The organism is Cellvibrio sp. QJXJ (assembly GCF_024452345.1).
Lineage (GTDB): Bacteria > Pseudomonadota > Gammaproteobacteria > Pseudomonadales > Cellvibrionaceae > Cellvibrio.
Genome location: NZ_CP101662.1, coordinates 3,283,870 through 3,301,505 on the forward strand (window position 1 = coordinate 3,283,870; position 17,636 = coordinate 3,301,505).

Below are 17,636 nucleotides of genomic sequence, written 5' to 3' on the forward strand. Positions count from 1 at the left end.
TTTTCGCATTTTCATTTCAAAGCTAACAACTTATTGAATGCGCTCGATCGCGGTAATATTTACTCCGCCAGTGGTTAACCCTTCTCTTCCATAAATAAATCTGACCTCGGTCAAACTATGTGTAGCATCCAAAGTAAGCGTAATACTGGAACCACTATCACCACCTGCAGCGGCAAAACTGGCGTCAGCTACTGCAAGCGCTTTCAATGGTGAAACTCCACCTATAAGGGCAACTTTGGCTGCAGTCGCGCCTGAGCCAGTTTGTTTGAAACTCACATTCAAGGTCACTGCTTTACCCGATTCAACAGGTATTGAAATGTAGGCGCGAATATTGGAAGGCATATCTTCACCCACCGCAGGCATCATGGTGGTGTTATTGCTAAAGAACGCGCCGTTGGTATTCCACCAAGGTAGAGCGGTTGCATTGTTTGTTGAACCCGCGGGACGGTAGCGCATCACGTTTGCAGCAGTTGAATAGAAATGCAGTCCATCAACTGTAATATCTGCGCCTGCTTTAATACTGTTATCCCCTGCTACTGTGTATGCAGCGGTAAATAAATCAGTACCCGCCGTAGCGTAAGCGCTGGAATCATAACCCCAGGTTTTAGTCACAACGCCACTTGCCGCGCTAGACGAACTCGCCGCGTCGGATGAGGAAGCACCGCCATCAACAGAAGAACTGCTTGCCTCTGAACTTGATGTTTCCGAGCTGCTAGCAGGTGCTGAAGAACTACTAGCTTCTGAACTAGGAGCTACTGAGCTTGATACTTCTGAACTTGTCGGTGCTGAGCTGCTAGCCGGAGCAGAAGAACTGGCTTCGCTGCTGGAAGAACTTTCAACAGGAGCATCGATTGCTTCAATACGCACACCACTAATCAAAATACCTTCTGCACCCATAGCGCCATCAACACGCAACTGGATAAATGAGGTTGCAGTGCCGCGGCGATTGGTATTCATTTCAAATACAATTTCTTCACCATCAGTAATAGTATTTGCAGTTCTATTGATTAAGCGTGACGCAGCCGTTGTCTGATGAATCGAGGAGCCGCCGCTGGTAGTGTTGTTGTCTAAGTAAACTTGGAATAACCCAGTATTATCTGGGGCGCTGACCACATTTATCACTACTTTGTAATAACCGCTCAGATCGAGCACACCATTTACGCTGGTATCTGAAGATGCCGTAGGCGTCTGGGTTAATACTCCCTCACTGTTTGGGGCAACTACCTGGCCAATAGTGAAACGACCACCGGATGCCAAACGAATACCACCCGCTTCTAAGGTAATACCTGCACCACCACCAGCGATGAAATGCATAGGTACTTCACTATCAACACCCAATGTTTGTACCGCTGGGCCATTAGTACCAAAAAATAGATCTTTGGTTACCGCGAAATTTGCTTGATAGATAAAGGGCGATGGAGCAGGAGTGACAGCTTGTGCTGCGGTATAGGCGCTATCACCCACTGCATTACCCGCTTTCAGAAATACATAATAAGGCGTGTTATTAACCAAACCGGTTAAACGCTTATAAGTATCGGTAATTCCGTCGGTCACAGTGGCAGTAGTGGTTTCATTTTGGGTGTTCACCGCCAATGAATAACTTTCTGCACCATCAGTTGCAGCCCATGTCACCAATGCACGCTGACTGTCACCATAAACTGTTAAACCAGTTGGAGTTTCAGGAGCTGTTGCAGGTACTTCTGGCACACCCACTGCACTCGGACCAAATGCACTTTCACCACCGTTGTTAATCGCTTTAACAAACAAGTAGTAGCTGGTGCCGTTTTCCAAACCAGTAATGAGGGTTGTTGTTCCCGTAATTTTCACATCACCATTACCAATTAACGTTGCTCCCTCCAAGGAATCAATGGTGTTGTAAGCCACAACGTAACTAGTAGCACGTGATGCAACTGGCCAATTCACACGTAACTGGTTATTGCCTGGTTCAAAGGTTGGCGCCACGGGTGCTTCTGGCGGCATAGGCACGTTCCAGTTAGGTAGACGCTCACCAATGGTACAAGTATTTGCCGCAGGCTCACTCGTGGTATTAGCTTGATAGCCCATCCACAGATCGCTAATGGTTACTACGCCAGCGCTGGGTACACGCAATTGCAAAAATGAACTGGTAGTACCCACCTTGTTGGTGACTAATGCTCGCACTTGACCATCAATACGCACTTCGCCTGTCGCCACTGTTGGATCTATGCCAGGAAAGGTAATTTCTAGACGTTTGCCCGCTTCAAACACGTCCAAACTAATTTCTGTTAACAGACTGGCAGTGCCATGCATGGACTGCCCAGATGTGGTGGAGTTATTGTCGATATACACCATGAACTGCTGGTTTGCCGGCGTACCACTGAACTTTTCAAATTCGCGTATACAGAACGACATTTTCCACGGATTGGTAAGATCCAACTCACCCCAGGATCTGGTCATTGGGAAATTTTGATTATCCGCAGTTTGGGTCGTGCCCACTTTGTAATCTGTCACAACTGTCGCTGGGTTAATGTGCGTACCCGTTGTTTGCAAACGCTGACCGATAGTGAAACGCGCATTGCCTAGAGTCATTTTGCCCTCACCGACCAATACACGGCCGGAATCCAACCCCGAGGTAGAATAATAAAAAGTATTATTAGTGTCTTCTGCATTAGGCTCTAACAGGGACTTATAGCTGTAATCAAAAAAAGAGCTTGCATTTGGCGCACTAAAGTTTTCGTGAAAAGGCAAAATATTATTGACCGGTGGAGCCACACTCGCCGCACTGGATGAGGAAGGCTGGGTGAAACGATCGCAATTCTCCAAACCGTATTCCTGACACAAATCCGGTTTTTCCGGGCTGCCACTACCACCACCACAGGCGACTAATGCTGCGCTGAGCAAAGTCATACTGAAAAGTTTTACGTTCTTCATAGCTGTTACCTAAATCTATTAAATCGTTACGCGGTACAAACCGCCCCATAGGGTTTTGGGAGTAAAGCACCTCACCAGAGGCGCTGCTCAATTACATAAATTTGTAATTCAGTCCCACTTGGAATGAACGACCAAACGCTTCATTGTGATACATGATTTTTCCACCAGAATACTCATTGCCTTGGAAGTACTTGGTCATGTACTGATCGGTAATATTAAGTGCATCAAAATAGACTTTCAGCTCATCAGTGACTTGGTAGGTGGCTTTGAAATCCACACCAATAGTTTCATCCAAATACACGTCTGACCAGATTTTGCAGGTAGCACCAGGATTGTCTGGTGTAGATATCAAACGATTTTCCGTTCCGGCTGGGCAAGCTCCCAAACGCTTAAGTATTTTGCTGTTGTAGTTACCACTCAAACGTAAAGAAACGACTTCATTTTCCCAACCAAATGTCATGTTAGCTGTGGTGTCTGCCTGCTCCGGCAACTGCGTAGTACCAACACGAATAGAATCGCCCATGCGCGCTTCACTATTCATAAATGTCATGTTGGACTGCAAAAATAAACCAGAGTCAAAGTTTTTCACAAAGGTAAACTCAATACCGTATACCTTAGCGTTATCACCATTCACCGTGGTATTAACATTATTAATCACCAAATCTTGAGGTATGGTAAACGCTTCAACCTGCTCAATAGGTAAACGCACAGGCAAATCTCTCACTGCCATTTGTACACCCTGTACATCTACAATGTAGTCGGCAATATCTTTATAAAAAATTGCCGCTTGCATAAACAGGCTTTCATCAAAATACCAGCCGATTGACGCATCGTAGTTAGTGGAGGTCATGGCCACTAAACTTGGATTGCCGAGGCGCAAAGTATTATCAGAACCGAGAGTGAAATTTTTCAATTCGGCTTCAGTAGCACCACCACCCGTAGTGGAGCATAAGCCCGTGCTTGGGTTACAGAGGCTAAAATTACTTTCCAAATTGGCAAATGTACGCGCCTGATCAAAAGAGGGGCGGGTAAAACTGGTCCAGATAGATGAGCGAATTAAAATATCTTCGCGTGGCTCAAAGCGGTAGTGAATGCTTGGCAACCAGTTATCGTATTTGGTTGAGTCGGGCAGCATAGGAATGGAATAGTCAACACTCACTTCATTGCCACTACCCAGATCAAAATTATCATTATTAATTGCAAAATAACCATCGGAGAAAAACTCGGTTTGATCCCAGCGAGCGCCCACTATTAACGACTGGTTCTCCGCAAGATTAAACTCACCCATAAAATAAAAGGCGAGAGAATCTTCTGTTAGCGTGTAATCGCGATAAATACTTTCCAGACCCTGCTGGGTATCACTCGTAGATGTAATTACATTAACCGCATTCAATAGATTTTCTGCGCCTGCATAAGTAATTGCCGGATATACAAAGCTTGGATGATCCACATAGGCGGTTTCATGCTGCAACAGCTTGGCAGAGCCTTGATCTGCATAAAGACTACAAGTACCTGACAATGGAGCATCCAATGTTAAACAGAGGTGCTTTTGCGAATTTGGCGCCAAACTCCAACGATCCTGATCGCGCTCTCGAGTGCGGTTTTTAACACTTACACCCGTTTTCCAGTAGTTGAGCCAGCCATCACTGTAATCACGCTTCAAGTTAAAGTTAAAGCTATCTAGCTCATCAGCACGCGAGGCATCCTCGACAAATAAATTGTCGAACAAAAATTTATCCATGCTAATGCCATTGCTTCCATAGCCTTGAGACTGACCGGAGAGATAGCCCCCCGCCACACCCGGCAATTGATTTATCTCCGTTTCACCTACAGCTTGGGCGCGAATAAAATCTTTTCCAAAACGCGCGATAACGGGAACATCGCGCACACGGAATTGCACACGGCGGCCATCTGGCTTTTCGGAGGTTGCTTCAGACCATGTATAGTCATAGTCCACAGTGTATTCACCACCGTTAACCTCAAAAATATTCTTTCCGCCTAAGGAATAAGATTTCGTAGTGTTGTCAGTTTCTTGAATAAACATTTGCTGTTGAATATCGGTATCCAATACGGCAAATGTAGAAGTGGTGCGATCCAAATAAGCTATGTCATTTTCACGCACTTGGGTTGGTACGCCATTAACCGTTGTTTCGGTAATCGTCTGTTGCGCCTGCCCAAAACGATAGTATTCGCGCCACGCTAAATCCAAGTCGGTGTATTGGGTATAACTGGTGCGCAAATAGTATTCGCTGTTTTCTGTAGGACGATAACCGAAATCCAAAGACATGGCTTTGCGCTCGCGTTCGGCGACTTCCTGGCGGTTTTGGAATTCAAACGGAATGAGCATATAACTGCTCAAATCATTTAATTGCTCGTCATTGGAAAAATTCAACGGTACAAAGCGCGGGTCAGTAGTTTCATGATGAATCATTTCTTGATTGACAGTTTTGCGCTCCTCCCAGGACAGTGAGTAGCCCAAGCCTATGGTGTCATCGGCAAATAAGTTAGTACCTTGAATCGATATCTTAGGTGAGTGCTCCTCGCTGTAATCCTGATAATAATCTTGTACGTTCAGACGCAGAGAATCTTTTTTGCGATCAAATGCACTAACGGTTTTTACGTTAACCACACCACCAATAGAGTTCAAATCCATATCAGGAGTGAGCGATTTAAATACTTCAATCGCACCCAGTAAGTCGGCAGGAATTGCATCCAACGCAAACGCACGTCCATCATCACCTGCTGTTGCCAGTTCAGATCCATTTTGTTGCACAGTTACAAAACCCGGGCCAAGACCACGCACAGAAACGAACTTACCTTCACCTTCGGATTTCTGCAGAGTGATGCCAGGTAGACGCTGCAATGATTCAGCAACGTTTTGGTCGGCGAAATTACCGGCATCATCTTGTGAAATCACCGAGCTAAAAATATTCTTTTCACGCTCAGCTTCCCGCGCATTTAATTCTGCTCTACGAACACCAGTGACCGTCACCTCTTCCACATCAGCGGAATTTGACACCTCCTGCGCATACAACTGGCCACTCGCGACCAACGCAATACACAGTGGTAATAAACGTTTCTTATGCATAGTCTTCCCCTATTTTACAGCTTGAAAAAATTGTTAAATAATTTTTAACAGCGGGCTGTTAGTGGTGTGCGTATTAAACAGACGCAACAAAACAGCCCTGAAGAGCGGCACAAAGAAGGACGAGGGAAAATACAGCGCAAAGGTATACGCGGGGCTTAGCAATGATGCTAGCCAAGGCGAACCAACCTTTGAAGGTTGAAATGTAGTTGATGCTGTTTTCATTTATCTCGTGGCTTTTTTGCAAGCTCTGGAATTCAGAATGCTTAGGAGCCACCACCAAAATCAGTGGTGATTTTGGTATTAACCGAGATAGAAATTACATTGCCAGATTTTAGTTTTATAGTGCCAGGCGAATGGCGGGAGCATTGCTCCATGGTGCACTAGGGCACTCTGATTATTAATTTTCTTTGCCGAGGGATTGAGTAATACGACCGGGACAACTCTTATTATTTTGCAAATCGAGACATCGATCACAGGTGATGGATACTACACCTATCATTTAAAAATTGACTAGCTCGATACCCGATTCTGGTGAAAATAGTGCAATATTTCAACAGAAAACGAAAAATGCGCCACTTTTTGATATAAAAGTGTTTCGATTGGAAACATTTTTGTCAGCTAAATCTACTATTTGTTCAGTTACTGGCGCTCCAGCTGCCGACAGAAGCGCTCATCACACACTTCTGGACACCTATTTCTGCCACCGAATCTCCGCCCGCGCGCCGCTCAGGGTCTGGGGGTCAACAAATACCGCGCCGCCGTGATGCCACTGCATAATGCGTTTTACTATGGCAAGACCCAGGCCAAAACCGCCGGTGGCGGTATTGCTGGTGCTTTCGCCATAAAGGCGTACAAAGGATTCAAAAACTTTGTCGCGTTGTTCGGCAGCAATGCCGGGGCCGTCATCTTCTACCGCAATACAATAGTGAATAGCAGTTTGTGTCAGCTCCACGCGAATGGTGTGAGTGGCGTAGCGCGCGGCATTGTTGATCAGGTTTTGCAGCACGGTTTCCATCAGCTTCCACTCGCAGCTAAATTCCTGACCTTGGGTTTTGTCGATAATTTCCAACTGCAACTGCCGTTCATTGTGGCGATGAAAACGCGCGCCGATCTCAGCGAGCATATCCATCATATGTCCCGGTGTTTGCTGCAGCTGTTGGGTTTTTTGTTCAAAGCCGGCATACATTAACAGCGCGCTAATCAGTGCCTCCATTTCCGCCACATCCTGCTCCACACTGCGCAATTGACGGCGATTTTTTTCATCGAGCTGTTGTTCATCGAGTAATGCCAAAGCAAATTTCATCCGCGCCAGCGGCGTGCGCAATTCGTGGGATACAGCGTTGGTCATTTCGCGGTGCGAAGCAATTAATTCGCGCAACCGCTGCGCCATGTGATTAAACGCTTGCGCCAGAGGGTAGAGGGTAGAGGCAGGGGAAATTTTTAGGGTGTCGGGCACACCGTCTTTGCCCAGAGTGCGGGTTTGTAATTCCAGTTTTTTACTATCGCGCGAGAGTGGCCACACCCAAATATAAATCACCAGCGCAATCGCGAGATAAAACAAAATTAGCAACAGCCGATACAAAGGCGCGCCGCTTTCATCGCCTAAGGGCAACATCAACATCATCACTTGATCAGTTTGCGCAAGGCGTTGATACCAAATGATATGACTGTCACTGCGACTCGCCAGAATTTCACCGGCGTGCAATTGCTGCAGCGCGGCCGATTGCGCCACATCGTCCAGCGATAATAACTCCAGATCCACCGCGAGGTGCGCGGCAATTTGCTGCGCGCGCTGTGCATAGCCATCATTTGGCTGTGGTTGTTGGCTTAATAAATCCTGCTCGATCAATTGCAGCAGCGCCACGACTTCCGCTGTCGGTTGCTGCTCGGGCGCGAGGTTTTCCCAAAATTGATTGAGCCCCCAGCCAATTAATACTACCGAGGCGACAATAAAAAAATACAGGGATATAAAGGCGCGGTTCATCAGAATTTATTGCCAGGCATCAGCAATAAATAAATATCCCTTACCCCAAATGGTTTTGATGCGCGTCGGGTTATCGGGATTATCATTTAATTTTTTGCGCAATTGGGAGATGCGTACATCGATAGTGCGATCAAGCCCATCGTACTCGCGGTTGTATATATGGTTAAACAAAAATTCGCGACTGAGAATTTGCCCCGCTTGCGCGGCGAGCGCGAGCAGTAAATCGTATTCATGACTGGATAACACCACTTCCTGTCCTGCCAATAATACTTTACGTGCGGTGGGCTGAATGCACAATTCACCAAAGTTTAAGGCTTCCTGTTCACGCGGATCATTTTGGTAATAGCGGCGCAGCAGTGCGCGAATTCGGGCAAGCAATACACGTGGCTCCGCCGGTTTAATCACATAATCGTCGGCACCATATTCCAAACCCAATACTTGATCCACATCGGAATCGCGCGCGGTGAGCATTAAAATCGGGCCTTTGAATTGCGGGCGCAATTCTTTGCACAGGGTCAGTCCATCTTTACCGGGCAACATCAAGTCCAATACGATCAAAGCGGGATTCAAGTTTTGCGCTTGACGCAATACCCGATTGCCGTTTTCCTCAATTGCAACCTGGAAATCATTGCTCTCTAAAAAATCTTTTACCAGCTGCGCCAGACGGCGGTCATCTTCAACCAATAAAATTAAATTGTTGTGCGACATGGAGCCAGACCCGGAAGATAGAAATAGATTAATCGAAATACTGTTATCAACGAAATTTTTACCGGCTAGTTACCTTTCAAACAAGCAAGCAATTTTTGTTTTGCCATCTGACCGGAATGCCACTCAACCTGTTCGATAATGTCGCCATTATACTCCAGCCGAAAATTGATTTTTTCTTCCATCGTTTCCAACGCCGCCTCGATGGTGGGTACCGCAAATACAATCAGGGGTTTTTCATCGCCCACTAAATCCTCCTGACCAAGATCCCAATGGAATGCTTTTACTTTTGCGGGTTGGTCAGCATTTTGATAGAGCGTGAGTTCGATAGTGCCGGGCTTTTCCGGTATGGGGAATTTGCCACCGCCATTAGCGGTATCGGCAAGATTGGAGAAGGCCAGTAGCGCGCCTTTGTAAGAACCACCGGGGCCCATTAATGCCACTATGTTGCCCTGTTTATTAAATAACGCCGTGCAATACTCGCCTTTTTTTGCCTTGGAACTGGCCTGAAAAAATTCCCAACTGCCCTGCTCCCACGCTTTGTACTCCGCGCTCTCCAAGGCATTTTTTACATTGCCATCGATGGCTTCTTTAACATTAATTTCTTTTTTGCTGGTGTCCATAATACCGCCCAGGACATCAAAATTGCTGTCTGCAGCCGCTGTTTTTTCTTTATGGTCAGCTACGCAATTGGTTCCTTGTGCCACCATACCACCCGGACAATTGGCACTGGCGTGGGTAGTAATTAACAGCGTGAAAAAACTGGCACCAAGAATACTGATTACATATTTCATTTTATCTCCTATTAATCTGGAACTTCTGCAAAACCGCTACAGGTAAAACTGCTATCACCACTGGCCCACACCCGGACATCCGCAACCCGCCACACTGAACTTTGGTCAGGGATAAAAATAAACTGAAAATTGCAGCGCGAATAAATGCCCTCTTCCCACGCAGCGCCAGACTTCATGTCCATCACTACTGATTTATTATTGAATTCATTGGCGTAGTCCAAAAAGCGCATAGTGCCCGCTTCATTGACTATGGGGTTGCCCATTTTTGTGACGACTTCTGTTTCTGTTTTACCAAGCCAGACTTGAATTAAATGCACCTCAAATCGATTCAACTTCCGTTTACCCTGAATTTTTGCAGCCTCTTCCTTAAAATCAAACTCGGCTTGCATGGTGTTGATGCTTGCCTCCAGGTCCTGTTTCATCGTTTGCGCTACCGACTGAATAGTGTTTTCTATTTCCGCCATTTTTTTCTGATATTCAGCCCACTCTTTTTTGGTGGGATAACTGGACCATCTGCCGGTTGGATCAGGGCGTTTTTTTGGCCACCAGGCTACTTGCCAGGCAAAATCCAAAAATTCTGACGCTGTTACATAACTCACTAAATAAAAATCGGCGGGCAATCCAATTTTTTGAATCTCTTTGTTGAATTTCTCTAATTCAAATTGCTCGGTTTTTTTGTTTAGTGCGGCTTTGACTGCCGTGTGCATAACATCATCATTACAGGCGATTTTTGCGGCCTTTAATAACATCGGCGAATTGACTTGTTTCCAGTCACTCGTCGGTACTGCCTGGCTTTTTAAATCAGACCGACGCAGCATGTAACTATTCTCGGCCATGCGCATATTCACCGGATCATTAAAACCCGGCTGCTTGGGAATATTTTTCTCATCGTAGGAAAATTTATTGACGCACTCAAACTGCAAACGCATTACCACGTATTCCGGTTTTGCAGCATTTTCATACACAGCGGTCACATCCAACTCTTTTACACTGAGCGGGCCGAAAATCATATTCATTGGTGTCCTATCTGACACCACCCTGAAATCTGCAAAATACATTTCGCGATCACCCATTTCACCTTGCATATGAAACAAAGCGGTTTGGGCCAAAACCGGAGTTGCCAACAGGAATAGACAGGCAATCGCCTTGTGAGCTAATGCTTGAAACATATTGAACACCCTATATAAGTCCATGGGTTGCGGGGGGAACAGAACTAAAAAAAGCTCCAGGGGTTGCGCCGCGCCCGGCGGTATTTTTTGTCATTGTAGACCACTTGAAAACGCTGATCGCTCACCGCTGTTCCCGTGTCTATTTCGCGCAATTCAAAATCGGTGCTTGCACTGGCGGTTAATTCAAATTGATATTCACCTTGCGTGGCCTCTTGCCAACAGCGCAGCGGTTCGGTTTTATCCGATTGATACAAACACAGGGAACGCACCGCAGCGGATTGCCATTTAACTTCAAGCTCGTCGCGGCACACTTCTTCGCCGGCATTCAATACACACAAACGCGGTTTGATGGAGAACTGGATCAGCGGTAATGCGGATGAACCCGCGCCGGATAAATCGCTGGCGAGCGCCGTGCTTCCCAGCAGCTGCGCTGCAAAGAATAAACCGGATGCAACCGAGGTTGCGGTCAAGCGGTTCAGCACCGGGCCATCAGAAATGGTATACCCCTCCAACGAAAACCGTGATCACTTTATTATCGTTAATTAATGGGCTCGCTGAAATCTCGTCGGGTAAAAAACGGTAACTGGCGAGCACACGCAAATCCCAGCGCGCGCTTAACTCGTAATTCCAATCCAAACGCAGCAGCGGCGAGAGCGCCGCGTCCGTAATATAAGCACCACGCTCATCAGCCTCAGCATCACTTACGCCGTAGTAATAATTCACTACCTCGCGGCTCTGCCAATTAGCGCCCACCGACGCCAGCCACTGATGTTTGCCATAACGCCACTGTTTGGCGAGGGCGATGCGCAGTTCCTCGCCCGAATGAATTTGGGTGAAGTCGGTTAAATACTGGATCTGTAGATCAACCAAAGAACTGGACCAACTATATTCAATACCGGCAAGGCCGGCCATGTGGCGATCGCGCAAATCGCGCTCGCGCAATGGCATAAATTCCGGCGCAACCAATTCGCGGTCGCCGCCATCACCCTCGGTCACTACCGGGTTCTTGCCGCCGCCAGTATCTTTTCCCGCAGTCGCCAGCGTACTGCCTTCAATAAAAAAATTGCTCGGGCTCCAGCGATGAAAAAAGACCTGATCGTAACTGGGAGTGGCGAGCAGGTTCAGCTGTTGGGTTTCACTCTGCCAAAGGATCATACCCAAATCCAGGTTCTGGATAAAAAAGCGCTCACCCTGATAATTAATCTGCGGGACTATAAACAGCGGAATATCGTCACTATCGGCCAGTGGATTGGTGCGCACTCCAACCCCCAAACCAACACTCACGTCCCATTTACCTACCTCCACACAATCGCCCTGCCCCTGCTCACAGGCAAACGCAGTCGCCGCCAAACAAGGCGCAACCAAAGCGGGCAAGAAAGTGGTGAACAGTTGGCGGATCAGAGTCATAAGATTGCACAAAAAAAGAGAGGGATAGCTTATTTATAAACCAGCGCGCGGTATAGGGTTGTAAGGAATTGTAGCTGTTATCCGGCGATAAAAAAAATTCCCCTCGCTGTTACACTTTTTTACCAGTCGCTACATATCCACCACAGACGCTGCCACAAGCGCTGCACACAATAGTTCCATAGAAGATAACCTTAAAAGGAGCGACCCTATGCAACTCACTGGCTATATTCCCGCCGTCATTTTATTACTAAGTACCGGTTTACTCAGCGCCTGTGGGAGCGACATAAAACTACCACCGGTAGACCCCAATTCAAAAGCCTTGAGCATCGACTTTAACGATACCAATACCGATTGGAAATCAGGTTTTGCGGATTACCCTGTGGGTCAGGAATCGTTTTATGAGCTTGATGCAGGCTCTACCACCCTGCCCGCCAGTTTGGCGACAAACCGCAAGGGTTATAAGTTGAGTGGCAATAATCACAGTGATGATTTATTTATGTTCATCACCAAAAAATTCGAAGGGCTTGAGCCTAATACTCGCTATGAATTTCAATTCAAAGTCCGTTTTGGCACCAACGCGCAAAAAAATTGCATGGGTGTGGGCGGTGCGCCGGGTGAAAGTGTGTGGATAAAGGCAGGTGCGAGTAAAACCGAACCACTGGCCGTAAATAACGGTGCTGGTGATTTGTTAATGAATATCGACAAAGGCAACCAAGCCGTGGGTGGCAGCGATGCCATAGTGCTGGGAGATTTTGCCAACAGCCGCGAGTGTGGTGACAGCAACACCGACTATATGCGCAAAACCTTGCGCAGCGAACCAGGCGCCTTTTCCGGTGTAACCGCAGAGGATGGCAGCGTTTGGATTTTACTCGGCACCGATTCAGGCTTTGAGTCAACCACGACCATTTATTTTATGACCCTGGATGTGATTGCTACCAAGCGCTAAGTGGTAATAGGGTTTCATAAAAAATCCCGATCAGAAAATCTGCTCGGGATTTTTTATGGATATTAATTTATGAACTGAGTTAGCGATGTTTGATCTTATCGCCTTCTTTTAAGCCTTCCAGAATTTCAATGTTAATACCGTCGGAGATGCCGGTTTTAACTTCGCGTTTCTCAAATTTTTGCGGGCCGGTTTCGATTTCAACAAATTGGGCTTTCTCTTCCACAATTAAATTGCCTTCGTTGATTGCCAATATGCCTTCTTTTTTCTCCAATACAATATCGGCATTCGCACTGTAGTTGGAGCGCAGGAATAATTTTTCACTCAGTTTTACGGCGGCGCGGATTTGGAATTTAATCGTGCCCTGGTCGGTTACACCCTTGGGTGAAATATATTCCAATACGGCGGTGAAGGGTTCGCCTTCCAGCGCACCGACATCCAGAACCAACTCCATACCTTCGCGGATTTTACCCACTTCAGATTCATCCACCATACCTTCAAAAATCATATCGTTCATGTCAGCGAGAGTGGCAATAGTGGTGCCCGCACCGAAGGAGCTGGTCTCTACAATAAATGCGCCTTCTTTAAAGGGCAGATCCAAAATCATACCGGTGACGGTAGCAGGAATCATGTTGGAAACCTTATCGGATTTTTTAGTGGCACCGGATTTCATCAGCAGCAAATTATTTTCCGCGGCAGTCACTGCCTCGCGCTGCAAATCATAGTTCAACATGAATTTGTTAAATTCAGAGGTAGAAATTAATTTATCCGCAAATAGCTTTTTCTGCCGTTGAAATTCGTCAGTAGCATTTTGTAAATTGATTTTTGCTGTTTCTAATTGCGATTCAGCTTGGTTCAACATCACCATATTGGGTGCCAGAGTAATTTTGGCAATGATATCGCCTTTGTTTACATTCTGACCGGCAACCACATACAACTTTTCTACGACACCGGAAACCTGGGATTTAATTTCCACTTCGCGCCGCGGAATCACCTTACCCACTGCCACCGTCTTTTTCACAATCGTGGTTTTAAATACTTCGTCCGATTGATAAACCACAGGTTTTTCCTGGGATTTGTTGTAGAGGAATACTGCAGTGCCAATAAACACTACCGCGATTAAACCTAATACGGCAAACCAGATAAACTTTTTCATGACGTCCTTCTTGCGATTGCTAAAAAATAGTGGATGTAAAATTAATTAAAACAGTGTGGTGAATAACTTACTCGTCTTGCAGCGCGACAATCGGATTCACAGTTGCTGCTTTTGCGGCAGGCATCAGTGAAGCCAGGAACCCTGAAAAAATTAATACTGCTACGGCACTCAGGGCGGTATTAAAATCCACCTCCGGGTTGCGGAACATGCCGGCACTACCGCCATTGGCTTCCATCAGCATATTGATACCTTCCAATAAAAGTACGCCCATTACCAAACCGAAATACCCGGCAATGGCGGTGATAAAAACTGACTCTTGTACAATCATGCCGATAATGGATGCCGGTGTTGCGCCGAGCGCTTTGCGCAAACCAATTTCACGGGTGCGCTCTTTCACTACAATCAACATAATATTGCCCACACCAATTGCGCCGGCCATAATTGTGCCAATCGCTACAATCCAACTGAACACATTAATACCGGTGAACAAACCGTAAATTTTGTCGAATTCATTTTGCAAATTAAAACTGCCCAATACACCCATATCATTTGGATCAACTTTATTGCGCGCGTACAAATATTTTTTTACATCCGCTTCTGCGACAGCGGCATGTATACCTGCTGGAGGAATTACCACAAAACTGCCCACCCAATCCGCTTGGTTAAAGGCGTAGCGCAGCGTGTCATTGGGAATATAAACCTTTTCTTCTTCAGCACTGTTGGGGTTAGTCGAGCTGGATTTATAAACGCCCACTACCTGAAAACTAATACCCGCCAAGGTAATATCCGCACCAACTGCATTTTCCCCCTGCTTAAACAAAATCTCTTTTACGCGAGTGCCGATGATTGCCACCTTGCGGCGCTTGTTATCATCTATTTCATTGATATAACGGCCTTCCACAATTTTTTGTTGGTGGATATTCGCCATGCCCGCATGGGTACCTTGAATGGGAAAGCTGCCATTATTTTTTTTGTATACCGTGTAGGCTGGTGAGCCATCCCAAATTCCCACGCTATTTTGCGCATAAATTCTGTCTACACTCGGCACATTATTTTTAATCGCTTCGACGTCATCTACTTTCAAACGGATTTGCCGGCCAACCGGTAAACCTTGATAAGCCAGTTGTGTTGGGCTTTGCGACCAGATCCACACTGCATTGGGAATTTCTTTAAAATCTTCCACCACCCCATTTTCCAAGGCTTTACCGGCGCCGAGCAAAACAGTGAGCATAAAAATGCCCCAGAACACACCAAATGCCGTAAGTGTGGTACGCATTTTATGCTGATTAAGGGTGAGGAAAATTTCCTGCCACTTTTCGGTATCTATTAACATAAAGTGGCCCTTAATCAGCGCGCATGGCTTCAATAGGTGCGATACGTGCTGCTTTTAAAGCAGGGACTAAACCTGCTAAGGCACCAACCAACACCAATAAAATAATGGCGGTAATCGCCACCTGAAAATTCACTTCCGGGTTTTGGAAGAAAGGTAAATTTGCCCCCGCTGAACGCAAACCAAAAGACACTAATTCCAATAGACCCACACCCAAAACCAAACCTGCATAACCGGCGATTGCCGTTACCAAAATCGATTCCATTAACAAGGTAGTGACAATGCCAAAAGGTGTTGCGCCCAGCGCTTTGCGAATACCAATTTCACGGGTGCGCTCCTTCACGGTAATAATCATGATATTGCTCACCCCGACTATACCGGCCATTAATGTTCCCAATCCGACAAACCAAATGAATGCATTAATTGCCAAAAATAATCCGTTCACCATTTTTGCCGGCTCAGCCATATTGAACGAACGGATTGCACGTTTGTCTTCCGGTGAAACCTGATGGCATTGCCTTAATAATTGCATGACACTTTCTTCAAATTTAAAACCGTCAACCCCTGCTTGGGGGCGCAACCAAATGGAGCCAATTTTATCGCTGGTACCAAACAGTTTTTGAAAAGTGGTTTGTGGTATGTACACCCGCTCGGAATCCTGCCCGCGATTACCCTTGTCGTAAAACACTCCCACCACTTTCATCACTACACCGTTAACGCGAATATCTTTACCCACTGGGTCTATATCTTTACCAAATAATCTTTCGCTCACCACGGTGCCAATGACCGCAATTTTGCGCATCTGTTGATCGTCGAGCGGGTTAATTTTTCGACCAAAATTAAATGGCACCGATTCTTTTATTTTGAAAAAATCATCGGGCACACCGTGCACTCCAAAAGAACCATTTTTCTTTTCATAAATGATTGAGATTCCACCGCGCTGGCTCTCCGCTGCAGCAATACGTACTCCGGGGATTTTTTGTTGAATCGCCGCAATATCTTCCGTTGTTAACTCAATTTGACGACCGACGCCCCTGCCGTTGTGGGCGATCGACGTTGTGCCGGTATAGACCACAATAAAATCCAGCACGTCAGAACCAAAACCATCGTAAACACCGTTCTGCATTCCACGCCCGGCACCGAGCAATAGAATCAACATGAAAATACCCCAGAACACCCCAAAGGCAGTCAACAGGGTGCGCAATTTATTCTGGCGCAGGGTGTAGAGGATTTCTTGTAAGCCATCAAACATGGTGTTTACCCTAGAATCTCTTCTTCATCCTGATCATCCGCCGTTATTAGTGGCGCATGATGGTGTTTGCCCGAAACAATCAAACCGTCTTTTAAAATAATCTGCCGTTGAGTTTGATCAGCAATATCCTGTTCGTGGGTAACAATCACAATGGTATTGCCCAACTGATGAACTTCTTTTATCAGCGCCATTACTTCCTGGGTGGTTTGGCTATCCAATGCACCAGTGGGTTCATCGGCGAGAATCACTTTAGGTTTAGTCACCAAGGCACGGGCAATCGCCACGCGCTGTTTTTGCCCACCGGATAGTTCATTAGGCATATGGGTAGCGCGATTACTCAAGCCCACCATTTCCAAATATTGTGCCGCACGGTAGTTCCGCTCTTTGCGGCTGACACCCTGGTAATAAAGTGGCAGCGCAACATTTTCTGTAGCATTTTTAAACGGCAATAAATTGAACGATTGAAATACAAAACCCAACAATTCATTGCGCAGTTTTGCCGCTGTTTTTTCTTTGAGGTTTTTGATTTCACGGCCGGCGAGAAAATAATCGCCCTGATCGTGGCTATCCAAAATGCCGAGAATATTCAGCAGCGTCGATTTACCGGAACCGGAGGAACCCATAATCGAAACCAATTCACCTTCACGGATATGCAGGTCGATGCCCTTTAATACATGCAGCGGTTGCTCGCCGGAGTGATAGTACTTATGGATGTTATGGAGTTTGATCATGTTAAATTCCTTGGCGGTTTGCTCGTTGGCTGCGCAGGCAGCTTATTCACTTTTCAAGGGCTAGCCGTATTTTTTAACCGCGCTTAACACTTTTATGACAAGTGTCAGCTAAGCGCGATTGTGAAGTGTCACCATTAGTGACTTATTGTTAACTTTGATGCATTAGC

The 17,636-nt window shown here is 46.3% G+C and carries 13 protein-coding genes; 1 reads left to right on the forward strand and 12 read right to left on the reverse strand.

Features of this window, described 5'->3' with window-relative positions; genetic code table 11:
- Window positions 1–30 precede the first annotated feature (30 nt).
- The 8 genes from NNX04_RS14250 to NNX04_RS14285 form a co-directional block, all read right to left on the reverse strand.
- Entirely contained in the window at window positions 31–2,910 is a 2,880-nt protein-coding gene (locus tag NNX04_RS14250; protein ID WP_261946202.1) for a fibronectin type III domain-containing protein, read from the reverse strand.
- Between the two features lie 91 nt (window positions 2,911–3,001).
- On the reverse strand, window positions 3,002–5,998 hold the full coding sequence (locus NNX04_RS14255; protein ID WP_261946203.1) for a TonB-dependent receptor: 2,997 nt from the start codon (window positions 5,996–5,998) through the stop codon (window positions 3,002–3,004).
- 691 nt (window positions 5,999–6,689) lie between these two features.
- Complete coding sequence (locus NNX04_RS14260; protein WP_261946204.1) at window positions 6,690–7,982, reverse strand: ATP-binding protein; 1,293 nt, start codon at window positions 7,980–7,982, stop codon at window positions 6,690–6,692.
- A gap of 6 nt (window positions 7,983–7,988) precedes the next feature.
- Complete coding sequence (locus tag NNX04_RS14265; RefSeq protein WP_007639146.1) at window positions 7,989–8,690, reverse strand: winged helix-turn-helix domain-containing protein; 702 nt, start codon at window positions 8,688–8,690, stop codon at window positions 7,989–7,991.
- A gap of 65 nt (window positions 8,691–8,755) precedes the next feature.
- Window positions 8,756–9,481, reverse strand: coding sequence for a hypothetical protein (locus NNX04_RS14270; protein ID WP_007639144.1), 726 nt, complete (start codon window positions 9,479–9,481; stop codon window positions 8,756–8,758).
- Between the two features lie 11 nt (window positions 9,482–9,492).
- Complete coding sequence (locus tag NNX04_RS14275; protein WP_261946205.1) at window positions 9,493–10,650, reverse strand: hypothetical protein; 1,158 nt, start codon at window positions 10,648–10,650, stop codon at window positions 9,493–9,495.
- Window positions 10,651–10,694: 44 nt separating this feature from the next.
- Window positions 10,695–11,120, reverse strand: coding sequence for a DUF3019 domain-containing protein (locus tag NNX04_RS14280; RefSeq protein ID WP_225318519.1), 426 nt, complete (start codon window positions 11,118–11,120; stop codon window positions 10,695–10,697).
- A 19-nt stretch (window positions 11,121–11,139) separates the two neighbouring features.
- Window positions 11,140–12,057 (reverse strand): MipA/OmpV family protein, encoded by a 918-nt coding sequence (locus NNX04_RS14285; protein WP_261946206.1) that lies wholly within the window; start codon window positions 12,055–12,057, stop codon window positions 11,140–11,142.
- A gap of 208 nt (window positions 12,058–12,265) precedes the next feature.
- Here NNX04_RS14285 and NNX04_RS14290 point away from each other — a divergent pair, with 208 nt between their 5' ends.
- A complete protein-coding gene (locus tag NNX04_RS14290) occupies window positions 12,266–13,003 on the forward strand; it encodes a hypothetical protein (RefSeq protein ID WP_151055197.1) in 738 nt (245 codons plus the stop codon).
- A 79-nt stretch (window positions 13,004–13,082) separates the two neighbouring features.
- Here NNX04_RS14290 and NNX04_RS14295 read toward each other — a convergent pair whose 3' ends face one another.
- The 4 genes from NNX04_RS14295 to NNX04_RS14310 all read right to left on the reverse strand — a co-directional run bounded on the left by NNX04_RS14295 (window position 13,083) and on the right by NNX04_RS14310 (window position 17,469).
- On the reverse strand, window positions 13,083–14,156 hold the full coding sequence (locus NNX04_RS14295; RefSeq protein WP_007639139.1) for an efflux RND transporter periplasmic adaptor subunit: 1,074 nt from the start codon (window positions 14,154–14,156) through the stop codon (window positions 13,083–13,085).
- A 67-nt stretch (window positions 14,157–14,223) separates the two neighbouring features.
- Window positions 14,224–15,489 carry an ABC transporter permease gene (locus NNX04_RS14300; RefSeq protein WP_151055200.1) on the reverse strand — a complete coding sequence of 422 codons (1,266 nt, stop codon included), beginning with the start codon at window positions 15,487–15,489 and terminating at the stop codon, window positions 14,224–14,226.
- A gap of 10 nt (window positions 15,490–15,499) precedes the next feature.
- Window positions 15,500–16,738 carry an ABC transporter permease gene (locus tag NNX04_RS14305; RefSeq protein WP_261946207.1) on the reverse strand — a complete coding sequence of 413 codons (1,239 nt, stop codon included), beginning with the start codon at window positions 16,736–16,738 and terminating at the stop codon, window positions 15,500–15,502.
- Window positions 16,739–16,743: 5 nt separating this feature from the next.
- On the reverse strand, window positions 16,744–17,469 hold the full coding sequence (locus NNX04_RS14310) for an ABC transporter ATP-binding protein (RefSeq protein ID WP_007639136.1): 726 nt from the start codon (window positions 17,467–17,469) through the stop codon (window positions 16,744–16,746).
- Between the last annotated feature and the right edge of the window lie 167 nt (window positions 17,470–17,636).